The sequence below is a fragment of the Nocardia sp. NPDC058058 genome, from assembly GCF_042885355.1.
In the GTDB taxonomy this organism is placed as follows: domain Bacteria; phylum Actinomycetota; class Actinomycetes; order Mycobacteriales; family Mycobacteriaceae; genus Nocardia.
Genome location: NZ_JBHVSA010000002.1, coordinates 293,296 through 309,728, shown reverse-complemented (window position 1 = coordinate 309,728; position 16,433 = coordinate 293,296). Strand labels below are relative to the sequence as shown.

18 protein-coding genes are annotated in these 16,433 nt (G+C 67.1%); 17 read left to right on the top strand and 1 reads right to left on the bottom strand.

The features are described 5' to 3' along the window. Nucleotides 1–1,540 precede the first annotated feature (1,540 nt). The 14 genes from infA to ACFVUS_RS16475 all read left to right on the top strand — a co-directional run bounded on the left by infA (nucleotide 1,541) and on the right by ACFVUS_RS16475 (nucleotide 13,039). On the top strand, nucleotides 1,541–1,762 hold the full coding sequence (infA, locus tag ACFVUS_RS16540; RefSeq protein ID WP_040804562.1) for a translation initiation factor IF-1: 222 nt from the start codon (nucleotides 1,541–1,543) through the stop codon (nucleotides 1,760–1,762). A gap of 123 nt (nucleotides 1,763–1,885) precedes the next feature. Further along, nucleotides 1,886–1,999: a 50S ribosomal protein L36 gene (gene rpmJ, locus ACFVUS_RS16535; RefSeq protein WP_067561702.1), complete on the top strand. Its 114-nt coding sequence runs from the start codon at nucleotides 1,886–1,888 to the stop codon at nucleotides 1,997–1,999. A 222-nt stretch (nucleotides 2,000–2,221) separates the two neighbouring features. Continuing rightward, the gene (gene rpsM / locus ACFVUS_RS16530; RefSeq protein WP_067561705.1) at nucleotides 2,222–2,593 is read left to right on the top strand and encodes a 30S ribosomal protein S13; all 372 of its coding nucleotides are present in this window, start codon (nucleotides 2,222–2,224) and stop codon (nucleotides 2,591–2,593) included. Nucleotides 2,594–2,602: 9 nt separating this feature from the next. Continuing rightward, nucleotides 2,603–3,016 (top strand): 30S ribosomal protein S11, encoded by a 414-nt coding sequence (gene rpsK / locus ACFVUS_RS16525; protein WP_067561707.1) that lies wholly within the window; start codon nucleotides 2,603–2,605, stop codon nucleotides 3,014–3,016. Between the two features lie 24 nt (nucleotides 3,017–3,040). Further along, the gene (rpsD, locus tag ACFVUS_RS16520; protein WP_375963197.1) at nucleotides 3,041–3,646 is read left to right on the top strand and encodes a 30S ribosomal protein S4; all 606 of its coding nucleotides are present in this window, start codon (nucleotides 3,041–3,043) and stop codon (nucleotides 3,644–3,646) included. Nucleotides 3,647–3,752: 106 nt separating this feature from the next. Then, complete coding sequence (locus tag ACFVUS_RS16515) at nucleotides 3,753–4,811, top strand: DNA-directed RNA polymerase subunit alpha (RefSeq protein WP_364640777.1); 1,059 nt, start codon at nucleotides 3,753–3,755, stop codon at nucleotides 4,809–4,811. A gap of 47 nt (nucleotides 4,812–4,858) precedes the next feature. Continuing rightward, the gene (gene rplQ / locus ACFVUS_RS16510) at nucleotides 4,859–5,365 is read left to right on the top strand and encodes a 50S ribosomal protein L17 (RefSeq protein ID WP_387766347.1); all 507 of its coding nucleotides are present in this window, start codon (nucleotides 4,859–4,861) and stop codon (nucleotides 5,363–5,365) included. A gap of 16 nt (nucleotides 5,366–5,381) precedes the next feature. Next, complete coding sequence (truA, locus tag ACFVUS_RS16505) at nucleotides 5,382–6,296, top strand: tRNA pseudouridine(38-40) synthase TruA (protein WP_387766344.1); 915 nt, start codon at nucleotides 5,382–5,384, stop codon at nucleotides 6,294–6,296. 281 nt (nucleotides 6,297–6,577) lie between these two features. Next, nucleotides 6,578–7,540 carry a helix-turn-helix domain-containing protein gene (locus ACFVUS_RS16500; protein WP_387766341.1) on the top strand — a complete coding sequence of 321 codons (963 nt, stop codon included), beginning with the start codon at nucleotides 6,578–6,580 and terminating at the stop codon, nucleotides 7,538–7,540. 423 nt (nucleotides 7,541–7,963) lie between these two features. Beyond that, nucleotides 7,964–8,944 carry an AraC family transcriptional regulator gene (locus ACFVUS_RS16495; RefSeq protein ID WP_387766338.1) on the top strand — a complete coding sequence of 327 codons (981 nt, stop codon included), beginning with the start codon at nucleotides 7,964–7,966 and terminating at the stop codon, nucleotides 8,942–8,944. Between the two features lie 68 nt (nucleotides 8,945–9,012). Next, nucleotides 9,013–9,888 (top strand): nitrilase-related carbon-nitrogen hydrolase, encoded by an 876-nt coding sequence (locus tag ACFVUS_RS16490; protein WP_387766335.1) that lies wholly within the window; start codon nucleotides 9,013–9,015, stop codon nucleotides 9,886–9,888. Between the two features lie 72 nt (nucleotides 9,889–9,960). After that, nucleotides 9,961–10,923 (top strand): AraC family transcriptional regulator, encoded by a 963-nt coding sequence (locus ACFVUS_RS16485; RefSeq protein WP_387766332.1) that lies wholly within the window; start codon nucleotides 9,961–9,963, stop codon nucleotides 10,921–10,923. A gap of 113 nt (nucleotides 10,924–11,036) precedes the next feature. Beyond that, nucleotides 11,037–12,008, top strand: coding sequence for a nitrilase-related carbon-nitrogen hydrolase (locus ACFVUS_RS16480; RefSeq protein WP_387766329.1), 972 nt, complete (start codon nucleotides 11,037–11,039; stop codon nucleotides 12,006–12,008). Nucleotides 12,009–12,064: 56 nt separating this feature from the next. Next, entirely contained in the window at nucleotides 12,065–13,039 is a 975-nt protein-coding gene (locus ACFVUS_RS16475) for a helix-turn-helix domain-containing protein (protein ID WP_387766326.1), read from the top strand. Between the two features lies 1 nt (nucleotide 13,040). Here ACFVUS_RS16475 and ACFVUS_RS16470 read toward each other — a convergent pair whose 3' ends face one another. Then, nucleotides 13,041–13,421, bottom strand: a complete 381-nt coding sequence (locus ACFVUS_RS16470) for a metal-sensitive transcriptional regulator (protein WP_387766323.1) — start codon at nucleotides 13,419–13,421, stop codon at nucleotides 13,041–13,043. A gap of 71 nt (nucleotides 13,422–13,492) precedes the next feature. On the opposite strand from ACFVUS_RS16470, the gene ACFVUS_RS16465 reads away from it, so the two are divergent. The 3 genes from ACFVUS_RS16465 to ACFVUS_RS16455 all read left to right on the top strand — a co-directional run bounded on the left by ACFVUS_RS16465 (nucleotide 13,493) and on the right by ACFVUS_RS16455 (nucleotide 16,329). Next, nucleotides 13,493–14,308: an S-methyl-5'-thioadenosine phosphorylase gene (locus ACFVUS_RS16465; RefSeq protein WP_387766320.1), complete on the top strand. Its 816-nt coding sequence runs from the start codon at nucleotides 13,493–13,495 to the stop codon at nucleotides 14,306–14,308. Between the two features lie 96 nt (nucleotides 14,309–14,404). Beyond that, nucleotides 14,405–15,733: an NAD-dependent epimerase/dehydratase family protein gene (locus tag ACFVUS_RS16460; RefSeq protein ID WP_387766317.1), complete on the top strand. Its 1,329-nt coding sequence runs from the start codon at nucleotides 14,405–14,407 to the stop codon at nucleotides 15,731–15,733. Nucleotides 15,734–15,768: 35 nt separating this feature from the next. Beyond that, entirely contained in the window at nucleotides 15,769–16,329 is a 561-nt protein-coding gene (locus tag ACFVUS_RS16455; RefSeq protein WP_387766314.1) for an NADPH-dependent FMN reductase, read from the top strand. Nucleotides 16,330–16,433: the final 104 nt, after the last annotated feature.

Sequence of the window (16,433 nt, the reverse complement as noted above, 5' to 3'; positions counted from 1 at the left end):
GGGGTCGGGTTGGGGGGTGGGCGCTTCGAGCGGGGGCAGTCGTCGCGGTGCGGCGGGGGACGCCGCCTCCGGTGCGATGTGCGATGGGGGATCGGGGAGGGTTGGGCGTGGCCGGGCCATCTCGGTCGGAGACGGAGGGAGTGGGGCGCGGGTGCTCGCTGCCGCGCCCGGTCCATGCGGATCTTGGTGCGGTGCGGGCGAATCGGGCTGCTGTGTGGGTGCCTGATCGCCGGATTGCGCGCTCCGCGGCGGCGAATCCGGGAGAGCGGGCCGCGCCGGTGCGGACTCGGTCGCGGCGGGCGGGACGAGGGATGCGCCACCGTGCTGCGGCTGCTGCGCGGGCGGGGGACCCTGCCGCGGCGCCGCGGTCTGATCCTGTTGTGCCGCTGCCGGTGAACTCTGCTGCGCCGCTGCGGGTGAACTCTGCTGTGCCGCTGCGGGTGAGTTCTGTTGCGCCGGGGAAGGCGAATGGTGGTGGGGCGCATCGGGGATGGGCGGGACGCCGTGGGGCGGTGGGGGGAGAGGGGTCGACTGGCGGGGTTGGCCGAATGACGGTTGTGGTGCGCCGCGATGTGAGTCGGGGGCGGGTGGGGCGGAGAAGCGTGCGCCCGGGGGCTGGTGATCCGGGGCCGCGCCGTTGTTCGGGCGCGGGGGGAGATCGGTAGCGGAAGGGGTTGAGCGGGTGGGCTGATGGGGTTCGGGCTGCTGACCTCGGGGCGCGTCCGGAGCCTGAGACCGCGGGCCGTGCTCGACACCGGGTGCGGTGGAGTTCGGCGTGCGGCCCGGCTGGCTCGACGGTCCACGCTGCTCGGCGGGAGTGCCGTCCGGGGAGTGGTTGTCCGGCTGGGGGTTCGGCGGGGTGGTGAAGCGGCCGTTGGCGGGGGCCGGGGAGTCGAGCTCTGGGGTGGTGGGAGGTGCGGGGAGGTGGGGGTCGGAGGTGGACCAGGGCTGGCGGGTGGGAGCCGGGTCGTTGTCCGGGGCGCTGTCCTTGCGAGATTTGCGGCGGCCGAAGAGGCGGCGGGGCGACTTCTCCTCGGGGATGAGGTCGTCGTGCGGGAGGTTCTCCACGGGGGCTTCGTAGCCGGATTGGGAGACGTCGCTTTCGGACAGCCATGGCGGAAGCATGGGGAGGCCGTCGTTATTGCGGCTCACATCAACCCCCGTGTGTTGCGCGGTCTGGCAGGACAGGCCGTAGTTTAGCGATCTCTCGCCGTGCTGTGCTCGGGCCTGCGCGAGCTCGCACCCACCCAGCTTGGCGGTACTCCGGCCGGACTACCCCGCCACGGGCTTCCCAACCCTGACCGCAGCGTGTGTTCCAGCCCACCCGAACAGGGCGTATTTGGCCGCATCTGGCGCAGCGGGTAGCATTGGTCGGCGGTGCACCTACCTGCTGGTTGTGGCATGTCCACATTCCGTGCGGATGAGCGACGCTCAGCGAGTATCGCACCCGGTCGCATGTAGTGCACGACTAACTACAGAGGCTGCTAGACGTGATGAGTTGAACCAACCAGGTTCAGCCTGAAACGGGATCGCGGAGGATATGGCGAAGAAGGAAGGGGCCATCGAGGTCGAGGGCCGGGTTATCGAACCATTGCCCAACGCGATGTTCCGGATTGAGCTGGAGAACGGTCACAAGGTTCTCGCGCACATCAGCGGCAAGATGCGGCAGCACTACATCCGCATTCTGCCCGAGGATCGCGTCGTCGTGGAGCTGTCGCCCTACGACTTGACCCGCGGTCGGATCGTCTACCGCTACAAGTGATTTGCCCCTAACCGGGCATTAAAGGCTTCCGGAGCTTTTCCGCTCCGGGTCTTCCCCGGCCATTAGGCCGGGGAAAAACTGTGTTCACGGCCAGTGAGCACACGGAACCAGATTGGATCTGACGTGAAGGTCAACCCCAGCGTCAAGCCGATCTGCGAGAAGTGCAAGGTGATCCGCCGTCACGGTCGGGTCATGGTGATCTGCGAGAACCTGCGCCACAAGCAGCGTCAGGGCTGATCTCGGCCTAGCCGGATCGCCGGGGGTAACCCCGGTCGCTCACCAGCCAAGCACCGAACGCGATTCGGATTGGCAGCAACACAGAAGTAACTCCCAACGCCAGTCGCCGTTGTCGAGCCCTGTAGAGGGCGGATGGCGGCCTTCCCCCGGTACGGAGGCCGGGGCCCCATTACGAGGGGACGGCCAGGGAGCAGACCTCCGCAACCATTAAGGAAATGCCACATGGCACGTCTGATGGGCGTCGATCTCCCGCGCGAAAAGCGCATGGAGATCGCGCTGACTTACATCTTCGGCATTGGTCGCACCCGCGCCAAGGAGATCCTGGAAGCCACCGGTGTGTCCGGTGACATCCGTTCCAAGGACCTCACCGATGAGCAGGTCACGGTACTCCGTGACTACATCGAAAGCTCCGCTCTGAAGGTGGAAGGCGACCTGCGCCGCGAGGTTCAGGCCGACATCCGTCGCAAGATCGAGATCGGCTGCTACCAGGGTCTGCGCCACCGTCGTGGCCTGCCTGTGCGCGGCCAGCGGACCAAGACCAACGCCCGCACGCGCAAGGGTCCGAAGAAGACCGTCGCCGGCAAGAAGAAGTAGGGATAGCGCATGCCTCCGAAGAGCCGGACCTCGGGTCCGAAGAAGACTCAGAAGTCGCGTCGCCGGGATAAGAAGAACGTCCCGCACGGCCACGCGCACATCAAGAGCACGTTCAACAACACCATCGTGTCGATCACCGACCCGGCCGGCAACGTCATCTCTTGGGCGTCCTCGGGCCACGTCGGCTTCAAGGGTTCGCGTAAGTCGACCCCGTTCGCCGCGCAGCTTGCCGCCGAGAACGCTGCCCGCAAGGCGCAGGAGCACGGCGTCAAGAAGGTCGACGTGTTCGTGAAGGGCCCGGGTTCGGGCCGCGAGACCGCGATCCGTTCGCTCCAGGCCGCTGGCCTCGAGGTCGGCACGATCTCCGATGTCACCCCGCAGCCGCACAACGGCTGCCGTCCGCCCAAGCGGCGTCGCGTCTAAGCGGGAAGGAAAAGGTAGAGAATCATGGCTCGCTATACAGGCCCCATCACCCGCAAGTCGCGTCGTCTCCGTGTTGACCTCGTTGGAGGCGACCAGGCGTTCGAGCGTCGTCCTTACCCGCCCGGCCAGCACGGCCGCGCGCGGATCAAGGAATCCGAGTACCTCATGCAGCTGCAGGAGAAGCAGAAGGCTCGCTTCTCGTACGGCGTCATGGAGAAGCAGTTCCGCCGCTACTACGAAGAGGCGAACCGCCAGAAGGGTAAGACCGGCGACAACCTGCTGCGTCTGCTCGAGACCCGTCTGGACAACGTCGTGTACCGCGCCGGTCTGGCCCGTACCCGTCGTCAGGCTCGTCAGCTCGTCAGCCACGGCCACCTCGTGGTCAACGGCGTGAAGGTCGACGTCCCCAGCTTCCAGGTTTCCCAGTACGACATCATCGATGTCAAGGAGAAGTCGCTGGGCACGCTGCCTTTCCAGGTTGCGCGCGAAACCGTTGGTGACCGCCCGGTTCCGGGTTGGCTCCAGGTCGTTCCCGGCCGTCTTCGCATTCTGGTGCACCAGCTCCCCGAGCGTGCGCAGATCGATGTTCCGCTGCAGGAACAGCTGATCGTCGAGTTCTACTCGAAGTAATGAGGTGCGCTTAGCGCATCGCTGGTTGGTGCCCTGAATTGTTCAGGGCAGCAACATTTTCCAGTCGTGAGCGTCAAATAGCGGACGCTCGAAGGAGGAGAAATCCATGCTGATTTCACAGCGACCGACACTGACCGAAGAGGTTGTGTCCGAGAACCGGTCGCGGTTCACCATCGAACCGCTGGAGCCGGGTTTCGGTTACACCCTCGGTAACTCGCTGCGCCGCACGCTGCTGTCCTCGATCCCGGGGGCTGCCGTTACGAGCATTCGTATCGACGGCGTGCTGCACGAGTTCACCACGGTTCCGGGTGTGAAGGAAGATGTCACCGACATCATCCTGAACCTCAAGGGCCTGGTTGTCTCGTCCGAAGAGGACGAGCCGGTCACCATGTACGTCCGCAAGCAGGGCCCGGGCTCGGTCACCGGTGGGGACATCGTTCCCCCGGCCGGCGTGACCGTGCACAACCCGGACATGCACATCGCGACCCTGAACGACAAGGGCAAGCTGGAGATCGAGCTCGTTGTCGAGCGCGGTCGCGGCTACGTTCCTGCCGTGCAGAACAAGGCGTCGGGTGCGGAAATCGGCCGGATTCCGGTGGATTCGATCTACTCGCCGGTTCTCAAGGTGACCTACAAGGTCGAGGCGACTCGTGTCGAGCAGCGCACCGACTTCGACCGGCTCATCCTGGATGTCGAGACCAAGAACTCGATTTCCGCTCGGGATGCGCTGGCGTCGGCGGGTAAGACTCTGGTCGAACTGTTCGGTCTCGCTCGCGAGCTGAACGTCGAGGCCGAGGGCATCGAGATCGGCCCGAGCCCGGCCGAAGCGGATCACATCGCTTCGTTCGGTCTGCCGATCGAGGACCTGGACCTGACCGTGCGGTCCTACAACTGCCTCAAGCGCGAGGGTGTGCACACCGTCGGCGAGCTGGTTGCCCGCACCGAGTCCGATCTGCTGGATATCCGTAACTTCGGCCAGAAGTCCATCGACGAGGTCAAGGTCAAGCTGCATTCGCTTGGTCTGTCCCTCAAGGACTCCCCGGCCTCCTTCGATCCGTCCTCCGTCGTCGGTTACGACGCGGCGAGCGGCACCTGGAGCGACAGCGGTTCGTTCAGCGACACCGACAGCGGCGAGCAGGACTACGCCGAGACCGAACAGCTTTAGGCCGTATGGGGCGGGCGCCCCGGCGGTCTTAGACACAGGAGATTCCAATGCCCAAGCCCAAGAAGGGTGCCCGCTTCGGCGGGTCGGCGTCGCACCAGAAGGCGATCTTCGCCAACCTGGCCACGGCGCTCTTCGAGCACGGTCGCATCAAGACCACCGAGTCCAAGGCCAAGGCGCTGCGCCCCTATGCCGAGAAGCTTGTCACCAAGGCGAAGGCCGGCTCTCTTGCCGACCGTCGCGAGGTGATGAAGGTGATCCGCAACAAGGACGTCGTGCACTCGCTGTTCGCGGACATCGGCCCGTCGTTCGAGGGTCGCGAGGGTGGCTACACCCGCATCATCAAGACCATCCCGCGCAAGGGTGACAACGCTCCGATGGCGATCATCGAGCTGGTCCGCGAGAAGACCGTGACCAACGAGGCCGATCGTGCCCGTCGCGTCGCGGCTTCGCAGCAGGCCGAGACCCCCGTCGCCGAGGCTCCGGCCGAGGAGACCGCCGAGGTCGTTGCCGAGGCTCCGGCCGAGGCCGCTGCCGAGGAGAAGAAGGAAGCCTAGTCTTCCGTCTCATTCCATGAGGAAGCCCGCCGTCCCCTCCGGGTCGGCGGGCTTCCTTCATGTTAACCAGGAGATCGCTGTGACCGTGGAGGATCAGGCGCCGGAGCCGGTTTCGGTTCGGGTACGGCTCGACATCGGCTATGACGGCACCGACTTCACCGGGTGGGCCCGCCAGCCCGGCCTGCGCACCGTGCAGGGCACGCTGGAGGAGGCGCTGAGCAAGGTGCGGCGCGAGCCGATCCAGTTGACCGTGGCCGGGCGCACCGATGCCGGTGTGCACGCCGAGGGTCAGGTCGCGCATTTCGATACGCACGGTGAGGTGGACGGCCCGCGGCTGGTGCACCGGCTCGCGCGATTCCTGCCGAAAGACGTTCGGGTCATGGATGTTCGGCCGGCGCCGCCGGAGTTCGACGCCCGGTTCTCCGCCATCCGGCGGCATTACGCCTATCGCCTCACCACCGCGCCGTACGGCGCGGATCCGTTGCGGGCCCGGCATATCGTGCCGTGCCGCCCCGGCGTCGATCTGGAGGCGATGGCGGCCGCCTCGCGAAAGTTGCTGGGGCTGCATGATTTCGCGGCCTTCTGCAAGCGCCGGGAGGGCGCGACCACCATTCGGGAATTGCAGCGCTTCGACTGGGAGCGCGCGGGTGATTCGCTCACCGCGTATGTCTCCGCGGACGCCTTCTGCTGGTCCATGGTGCGCAGTCTGGTCGGCGCGGTGCTCGCGGTCGGCGAGGGCAGGCGCACCCCGGACTGGGTCGGCGGGCTGCTGAACGAGCGCGAACGCGCCAGTGCGGTCACCGTCGCGCCGGCGCACGGGTTGAGCCTCATCGCGGTGGATTATCCGGATGATTCGGAGCTGGCCGCACGCAATGCGGAGACGCGTGAAATGCGAACTGTGCCCGATTCTTCCGGATGCTGTGGTGATTGAGTCATACTGGACTCGAATTCGCCTATAGCGGAGCGTGATTCGCGATTTTCCCGGATTCGGAGGAAGATGGCGGGGTGGCCGTGTGGAATCCGGCCGTCGCCGTGAATCCTCAACTCCGCCGTGGGGATTCGTATTGCAACTTGCAATACGCGGATTTTTCGATGCGCTATCCGACACTCGGCAGTCGGGACACACCGGTGAATTCGGGCGCGTAGCCCGAAAGTTGGAAGTTATGAAGGGATTTCGACTTTCGGTGTGCCCGATGGTGCGACAATCGGCCAATGAGCGGCCTGGAGCCCGCAGTGGTGGAAGTGCGGTCCATGCCGGAGGTTTCCGAACAGGAGACCTTCGAGCAGTGGGAGGCAGCGGTGGCACAGGCATATGTGCCCCTGGTGGTGACGCCGGTGCGATCCGGCGACTTCCGGGCCCGAATAGTGCAGTCCCGGTTCGATGATCTGGATGTCTCGACGGTGGACGCGAGCGGTCAGCACATCAGCCGCATTCCGCGGCTGATCCACGAACCGGACGAACCCATCCTGTTCGCCAGCGTGACCACGCACGGGCGCGGCTGGCTGGAACAGGACGGCCGGGTGGGCGAGATGGCCGACGGCGGGCTGCTGCTGTACGTAAGTTCGCGCCCGTTCACCGCGCATTTCGAGCAGAGCTGGGGCGTGGTGGCGGTGCAGGTGCCGCTGTCCCAGGTGGTGGGCGCATCGGGTGTCGCCTCGGATCGGTTGCCGACGGCGGTGCGCTTTCCGCCGGAGGGCGCGGCCGGGATAGTCGGCCGATTCTTCTGCGGGCTGGCGCAATTGCAGCACACCGCGCCGGAGCAGGCCTCGGTGCTGGCGCGGCACGGCACGGGTTTGCTGGCCTCGGTGGTGCAGCTGGCGGCCGGGGCCGCGCCGTCCGACGAACCGGCGCAGGCGCTCACCAAACAGCAGGCGATGGCGTATATCCAGCAACACTATGCCGATCCGGGGCTCACGGTGGATCGGGTGGCGGCGGCCTGCGCGGTATCGCGGCGCACGCTGTATCGACTGTTCGAGAACGGTGAGGACGGACTGGCCGCCATGTTGCGCCGCATGCGAATCGAGCGCGCGCTCGCACTGATCCGGACGGATCCGACACGCCCGTTGCTCTCCATCGCGCGGGCCGCCGGATTCGTCTCCGAACGGCAGTTCTATCGCGCCTTCAAACGCGAGATCGGCATGACGCCGGGCGAATTCCGCGCCGTGCACGCGTGATTCGCGGCCGCGCCGGCCACCGTGCCTCGGATGCGATGCATTGTGCGCGATGTGCCGGGCGGCTCGTATCCGCGGCGCGGTGTCGAATTGTGCGCGATGCGGTGTCGATCGGGCTGACGTCAATGGTCAGTGACTTGGCACTGCCGGGCAGTCACAGTGTGGCTACCGGTGTGAATACTTGTGGGGCATCCGGTTCACGCCGGTGGTAGCCCTCGCACCGGCAGTCGCCGATGATGCCGACGGGTCGGGTCATGCGATGCGGAGACGCCGCCCGGTCGTTGTCGAGCCGCCGACGACCGGGCGTCGTACTGCCCGGAATTCTCTGGTAACTACCTGGAATTCTCTGGCGGTTGGTCTGTTTCGCCGGGTTCGAACAGGTTCAATACATGTTTGCTGGTGCCCCGGGGATGGGATGATGCTGGGGTGGGAAACGCGGCAACCGCCAGCGCCGAGGTCTGCTCGAGTACGGAAACCTCGGCTCGCCAGGCCTTCGAGCAGTGGGAGGCACTGGTCTCCGATGCTGTGCTGCCTTCCACCATCGAGCCGTTGGCCACCGGTCACTGGCACGGAAAGGTGAGCACGACCCAGTTCGACCGCTCCAGTTTCACCCTCATGTCCGCCAGCGCGCAGCGGGTCATGCGCACCCGCCGCCAGGTCGAACAGGCCACCGCGGAGTTCCTGCTGGTGAATATCGTTGTGGAAGGCTCGAACTGGACCGAGCAGAACGGCCGGGTCGCCGATACGCCCGCCGGTTCCATCGTCTTCTTCGACAGCGCACGTCCGATCGAGAGCCGCACCACCGAGAATTCGGTATCGGCGATCGTGCGCGCGCCCATGCATCTGGTGCTCGAGCACGCCGGGCTGGTGCGCGACGAACTGCCGATCGCCACGCCGTTGCCGACCACCGGTGCGCTCGGTGTGGTTGCCGGGTTCTTCCGCGGGCTGGCCGAACTCGCGCCCGATGAGACCTCCAGGGCCGCAACGGTGCTGGATTCGGAGATCGCGGGCATGCTGTCCTCCGCGGTGCTGCTGGCCACCGGGCGCAATTCGCCCGCCCCCTCGGATTCGCTGTACACGCGCCAGCAGGTGCTGGCCTACCTGCGCAAGCGCTATACCGATCCCGAGCTCACCGTGGACGAGGTGGCGCACGCCTGCCTGGTGTCGCGACGCACGCTGTATCGGCTGTGCGAGGGGTTCGGCGGTCCGGCGGCGCTGGTGCGGCGCATGCGGGTCGAGCATGCTCGCCGGCTGCTGCGCGCCGATCCGAATCGGCCGCTGGCCGCGATCGCGGCGGCCTCGGGGTTCGCCACCGATCGGCACTTCTATCGCGCCTTCCGCGATGAGACCGGGCAGACGCCCGGGCAATTCCGCGCGCAATTGGACCCAGGCACACCACGTCGGTAGCTCGGCACGGGATGTCGCTGTACCGGACAGCCGTTCGGCGAAGGGTGATGGCACAGATCATCCCCATCGTGTCGAAGGGAGCCGAGGTGCCGACGAAGGTGCGTGTAGCAGCCGTCCAAGCCGAACCGCGGTGGCTGGATCTGCGGGCGGGCGTCCAGCAGGCCATCGAACTCATCGAGGCGGCGGCGGCCGGTGGTGCGCAGCTGGTCGCGTTCCCGGAGACCTTCCTGCCCGGCTACCCGTGGTGGTTATGGCTGGATTCGGTGAGTTGGGGGCAGGGTTTCTTCGCGCGATATCGGACCAATTCACTGACCGTGGGCCGCACCGAATTCCGCCGCATCGCGGATGCCGCGCGTCGGCATCGGATTCATGTGCTGCTCGGGTTCAGCGAGCGCTGCGGCAGCGCGCTCTACATGTCGCAGTGCCTCATCGATGATCGGGGTGTGCTCGCGGGGGTGCGGCGCAAGCCGGAGTTGACTCCGCTGGAGCACCGGATCTTCCGCTGCGGTGAGATCACCGATCCGTACGTGTTCCGCACCGATATCGGCCGGATCGGCGTGCAGGGCGGGTCCGAGCAATTGCATCTGCCCGCGCGCCGGGAGCTGGAACGCACCGGCGCGCAGCTGCATATCGTGTCCTGGCCCGGTTTCATCATCGCGCGGGATGTGGATTGGGGCGTGCGGGTCAACAATGCCGCCACGCTCTGGTACGCGGTGGTCGGCAATCTGAATGTGATCGCGGCCTGTTCGGTGATGGATGTGGCGGGCAGCGAAAGTCGGCGCGGCGGAACGGAACCCGCGAAACAGCTGGTGCGGGGTCCGGGCGGGCATTCCCGAATCTACGCGCCCGGCGGCACCGAGTTGGCGGCTCCGCTGAGCGGGCACGAACAGGGCATCCTGTATGCGGACCTGGAGTTGGATCTGAGTTGCGAGTCCGCGGCCTAGTGCTTTCTCCGAGTGCTGTTGGGATGGTTGGGTATTGGTGCAGTGGCAGTCGAATGTGTCGAGGGATGGGGAGTGGAGCGGTCTGCGCAAGTCAATCGGGTCGAGGTGCGATCCGGATCGGAAGCCTCGGCGGTGGAGGCTTTCGAGCGCTGGGAAGCGCATGTGAGTGCGGCCTATGTGCCGCTAGCGGTTTCGCCGCTGCCCACGGGGCCCTTTCGCGGACATATCGAGCACACTCGATATGGCGATTTGGATCTGACCGTGGTCGGATCGACGCCGCAGTCGATCCACCGCACCGGTTCGTTGATCGCTCGCACCGAAGACGAGTTCTTGCTCGCAAGTATTCCGCTTTCCGGTAGTGCCCGGTTGTGTCAGGACGATCGAGTCGTGGAAGTGGGGCCCGGGGGCATCGTGTTCTATGACACCTCACGGCCCTATGACTGGGAATTCGATCAGGAGTGGGAACAGGTCGTACTACAGGTGCCGATGAGCAAGCTGCGTGAACGATACGGCGTCATGGGCGCGGAAGTGCCCACCGCGAAGCACTTTTCGGGGGAAAGCGCGCCGGGTGTGGTCGCGCAATTCTTCCGCAGTGTGGCCCGATTGCGGCGTGATGATCCGGGCGGTGCGGCACTGCTGGCCGAACCCGGAATGGATCTGCTGGCGGCGGCGGTGGTGGCGGCCTCGGGCGGGGTGCCGCGGGATCAGTCCGCCGATGCGCTGAATCGGCAGCGGGTCTTGAGTTTCATGCGCGAGAACTGCGCGGATCCGGATCTCGGAGTCGATCGAATCGCGGAAGGTTGCCGAATGTCGCGGCGTACTCTGTATCGCGTGTTCGGTGAGTTCGAGGGCGGTCCGGGGGCGGTGTTGCGGCGTATGCGCATCGAACGTTCCTGCGAGTTGTTGCGTACCGCACCGCAGTTGCCGCTGTCCGCGGTGGCGAAGGCTTCGGGATTCCTGACCGAGCGCAGCTTCTATCGTTCGTTCCGCACCGAAATGGGTACTACCCCCGGAGCATTCCGTACATTGCCTTGAACTGTTTATTGCTATAAACACCGCAGTGGCATGAACAGTCGGTAAAGCGGCACACTCGGCCATGGTGTGCCCTGTCGCCATTCCGCAAGCATCCATTCCATGAGGGAAATGGGATGAGAAAGACTGTGCGAGTGGCGGCGATCCAGGCCGAGCCGAAATGGCTGCGGTTATCGGAGGGAGTGGAGCAGGTTGTCGAACTGATCGGCGCCGCTGCCGCGTCGGGCGCTCGCCTGGTCGCATTCCCGGAGACCTTCCTACCTGGTTATCCATGGTGGCGCTGGGTGGATTCCAATCAGTGGAACGTCGAATATTCGACCCGCTGCCGCGAGAATTCGATGACCCGTGACGGTCTGGAAATGCGTCGAATCACCGGCGCCGCAAGGGATCACGGTGTGCATGTGGTACTCGGATTCGGGGAACGACAGGATCGTCGAATCTATATGGCACAGGCTGTTATCGACGAGAACGGCGAGATCGTTTCGGTACGCCGTAAAGCGGGGCTCAATCCGATTGAACGCAAGGTATTCGCCTCCGGCACACCGAATCTCCCGGCCGTGCGGCACGGTGTGATCGGGCGGGTCGGCGCGCTGTCCGGCCAGGAGAATCAGCGGCCGCTGCTGACGCGCGCGTTGCGCGCCGATGAGGAGCAGATTCATATCGCGGCCTGGCCGGGAAATCCGGAAGGTGAGGCGGCGGGCCCGGATTCGGCCGCGACGGTGAGCCGCATGTACGCGCTGGAGGCGAATGCCTATGTGGTGGCGCCGTGCGCGGTGGTCGGCGCGGCGGCCTGGGATCGCCGCGGGCCGCAGACCGGGCGCGGCAGTGGGCAGGCCCGGATCTACGCCGCGGGCGGGGCCGAGGTGGTCACGCCGCTCGCCGCGGGCGCGGAGGGGATTCTGTACGCGGATCTCGAGATCGGTTCGGCCGCATCGGATCGGCGCGAGGTGGAGCTCGCGGCGCGGCCGCGAATGCGCCGGGGGCAGCAGCAGGCCGCGCGCACGGCGACGCCGCGGCGGTTGGGTGCGGATCGCTGGGCGGTGCCGCTCATGCTCGGCTCCGGGCCGGGTGGTTTGGCCGCCTGCTGAAAAACGGCAGCCGAACCGAATGGTCTGTCTAGGCATTCGATGCGAAGATCGGAAAGGTGAGTCATTCGGTATCGGCCATCGTGCGCTCGGGTACGGACACCTCACCGCAACTGGCCTTCGAAAAATGGGAAGCACTGGTCACCGCCGCGTTCGTACCGCTTTCGGTGGCACCGGCCGGCGGCGGGGCAAACGGGCTGCCGCCCGGGCAATTTCGCGCCCACCTCGCCGACACCCAGTTCGAGCAGTTCGGGGCGGCGGTCATCGGCGCGAGTACCCAGCGCATCGCGCGAACGCGTCGGCATATCGCTCGCTCCGATCAGGAGTACCTACTCGTCAGCATTCAGCGCACCGGCCGGGCCCGGATGGAACAGGGCGGCCGCCGGGCCGACTGGGGGCCGGGATCCCTGGTGCTGATCGACACCAGCCGCCCCTTCGCCGGTTCGCATGCGGCAGAGGCGGAATCGGTCATGCTGCGCATCCCGCTGGATCGGCTGCGAGCGCACACCGGCCTGACGCCCGCGGACCTGCCGCTGGCCACACCCATCGCGGTGCAGGGCACCCTCGCGGTGGTGGCCGAATTCCTGTGCGGTCTGGCCGAATTGGGCGCCGCGTCCGATCCCGCCGCGGACGTGCTGGCCGGGCACGGTTTCGAACTGCTGGCCGGGGCGCTCTCGCTCATCGCCGGTGACGCCGGATACGGGCGGAACAACCCGGTGCTGATCCACGAGGTGATAGCGGCCTACGTGCGTGAGCACCACGCGGATCCCGGTATGACCGTCGAGGAAGTCGCGCACGCCTGCGGCCTGTCCCGGCGATCGCTCTATCGCGCCTGTGAGCAGCTCGGCGGCTTCGGCGCCCTGGTGCGCCGCACCCGCCTCGAACACGCCCGGAACCTGCTCCGCGAGCCGGGTTCCCGCTCGCTCGCCACCATTGCCGGTGCGGCCGGATTCGCCGATGAACGGAACTTCTATCGCGTCTTCCGCCAGGAGATGGGCATGACCCCGAGCGAATTCCGGGCGCAATCGGCATAGCTCAGGAGCGGACCAGGCGCGCGATGGCGTCGGTGGCTTCCTTGATCTTGGCTTCGGCTTCCGGCCCGCCCGCGACGGCGGCGTCGACGACACAGTGGCTGATGTGATCCTCGAGCAGGCCCATGGCCACCGCCTGTAGGGCCTTGGTCATGGCGGAGACCTGGGTGAGGATGTCGATGCAGTACTTTTCCTCTTCCACCATGCGTTGCAGGCCGCGAGCTTGGCCTTCGATGCGGCGCAGGCGCTTGAGGTAGTCGTCCTTGGCGGTGATGTAGCCGTGTGAGCTGTGGTCGTGGTGGGATGCGTCGGCTGCGGGTGCGTCGACGGCTTCGGTCGTGGCGGTCTGTTCGCTGGTCACCGACGGTTTCCTCACTCCCGGCATCAATACCCCCCTAGGGTACATGCTCGGATCCGGTAGCACCACTTGCGCGCGCGTGCGCAAGAATTGCCCGCATGAGTTCGGATCCTCGGGCCACGCTGGCCATTATCGGCGGCAGCGGGTTCTACGACTTCTTCGGCGACGATGCGACCACGGTGGAGCTCGAGACTCCCTACGGCGCTCCCAGTGCGCCCATCACCATCGGACAGGTGCAGGGGCGTTCGGTCGCCTTCCTGCCGCGGCACGGGCGCAAGCACGAGTACTCGCCGCACACCGTGCCCTACCGCGCCAATATGTGGGCGCTGCGCACCCTCGGCGTGCGCCGGATCTTCGGACCCTGTGCGGTCGGCAGCCTGCGTGCCGACTGGGGGCCGGGCACCGTCGCGGTGCCCGATCAGTTGGTCGATCGCACCTCCGGGCGCGATCAGACCTTCTACGACGCGGGCGGCGTGCACGTGTCCTTCGCCGACCCCTACTGCGGTGAGCTGCGGACCGCCGCCATCTCGGCCGCCGGGACCGAGCTGCCGATGAAGGATCACGGCACCATGGTCGTGGTGCAGGGTCCGCGCTTCTCCACCCGCGCGGAGAGCCAGTGGTTCGCCGGACTCGGCTGGGAGCTGGTCAATATGACCGGGCATCCGGAGGCCGTGCTCGCCCGGGAACTCGAAATGTGCTACTCCGCAATCGCTCTCGTGACCGATCTGGACGCGGGTGTGGAATCCGGGCACGGTGTCAGCGCGGTCGACGTGTTCGCCGAGTTCGAGCGCAACCTGGTGCCGTTCAAGGCGCTGGTGGCGCGGGCCATCGCCGCCGTCGAGGGCGATGACACCTGCGATGCGTGCCGCGTGCTCACTGGCACGGGCGTCCAGCTCCCCTTCGAGCTGCCGTAGGCGGAACCCCAGCTCACCGGCCCGGTCCGTACCCTCGGACCGGGCCTTCGCTTTTCCGCCTCTCACCCTCGCGCCGCGGTCGCCTAGGCTGGGGCCATGAGCGAAGGCGGACCACAGGCCGACCGGACGCGAGTACTGCTGACCGGGGCGGCAGGCTATATCGGCTCCCATGTGCGGCGCGCCCTCATCGCGGCCGGGCACGAGGTGATCGCCATCGACACCCTGCTCGACTCCGTCCACGGCTTCGATCCCACTGTCCCCGAAGGCGTTTCCCGCGTCGATATTCGCAATCCGGATGCGCTCGAACCGCTGCTGCGCGGCGTCGACGTGGTGTGTCATCTGGCCGCCGCGGTGCCGATTCCCGATCTGCCCGATCAGGGTCCGGGGCGCTGGGTGCCGCCGCGGACGGCCGCCGAGCGCGCCGACGTACCCGAGGACGGCCGCACGCTGATCCGGCCGCTGGACGGCCGCGATATCGGCGCGCTGCGTGCCGCCGGTGGCGTGGAACCCGGTGGGCGCGTGCAGACTTCGGCCGGCCGCCGGGAGGATGTCGGGCACGGTGCCGGCCCGTGCGTGCGCGGACCGGCGGAGCCGGTGCGCGAACCCGCGCGGGGGCCGATGGAGATGCAGCGGGCCGCGGTCTACGCCACGCACAATGACGCCGGAACCGCGGTGCTGCTCGCGGCGATGGAACGGGCCGGGGTGCGGCGGCTGGTGCTGGCATCGTCGGTGGCGGTGTACGGCGAGGGCCGGTATCGAGCGGGGCGGCAGGGGCCGTTCTTCCCGGGACTGCGGCGGCGGCCGGATCTGGATCGCGGGTTGTTCGATCACCGCGCGCCGCGTACGGGAGACCTGCTGACCTGGGAGTCGCTGGGGGAGGACGCACCGCTGCGGCCCCGGAGCGCTTACGCCGCAAGCAAAGTGGCGCAGGAGCATTACGCGCTGGCGTGGGTGGCCAGCACCGGATCGGCGGCCACCGTGCTGCGGTACCACCACGTCTACGGCGAGGCGGCCGATAGCGCCCGGCCGTTGCGATCGGCGGAATCCGGTGTGGTGGCGCGCTTCCGGGCCGAACTGCTGGCGGGCCGATCACCCAAGGTGTTCGAGGACGGTGGGCAGGTAAGGGATTTCGTGCACGTCCGCGATGTCGCGGCGGCCACGGTGGCGGCGGTGGAGCGGCGGCTGGCCGGATTCGTGCCGTTGAATATCGCCTCCGGACAGCCGCTCACGCTGTGGGAGGTGGCCTCCACCATGGCCAAGGCGCTGGACGGTCCGGCGCCGGTGGTGTCGGGGCAGTATCGGATCACCGATATCCGGCATCTGGTGGCCAATCCCGAACGGGCCAGGCACGCTCTGGAATTCAACGCGCGCACGGGTCCGGGTGTGGGGCTGGCCGGTTATGCCACGGCGGCGGTCGAGCGCTGACGCGGGTTCGCGGCGGCGGGGCTTAGGCTCGGCGGGTGAGCACTCCACTGCGGCTAGAGGTAATCGTGGCCAGTGTGCGACCGCAGCGGTTCGCGCCCGTGGTCGCGGACTGGTTCCTGCGCGCGGCACGGGCGGACGGACAATTCGAGGTGGGGGTGCTCGATCTGCTCGACACCCCGCTGCCCGTGGATTTGACCGAGACCGACGAATCCCGGGCGTACTGCGAAAGGATCGCCGCCGCAGACGCTTTCGCGGTGGTCACCTCGGAGTACAACCACGGGTATCCGGCATCGCTGAAGACCGCGCTCGACACCGCCAAACGTGAATGGCGGGCCAAACCGATCGGATTCGTCAGCTACGGCGGACTCTCCGGCGGATTGCGTGCGGTGGAGCAATTGCGGCAGGTGGTCGCCGAGATCCACATGGTCTCCATTCGCGAGACCGTGAGCTTCCACGAAGCCAAGCGCAAATTCGACGCGGCGGGGGAGACCCAGGACGGAGCCGCCATCGACGCGGCGGGACGTCTGCTGCGCCAACTCGGTTGGTGGGGCCGGACTTTGCGCGATGCGCGCGCGGCCGACCCGTATCCCGGGTAACGGTCACGAGGTGCGCGCCCGGGCGGTCGATCGCTGCGCGTTGCCCGGGCGCGCCGCGGAATCATTCGATCGCTGCGCGTTGCCTCGGGCCGTGCCGCGGAATC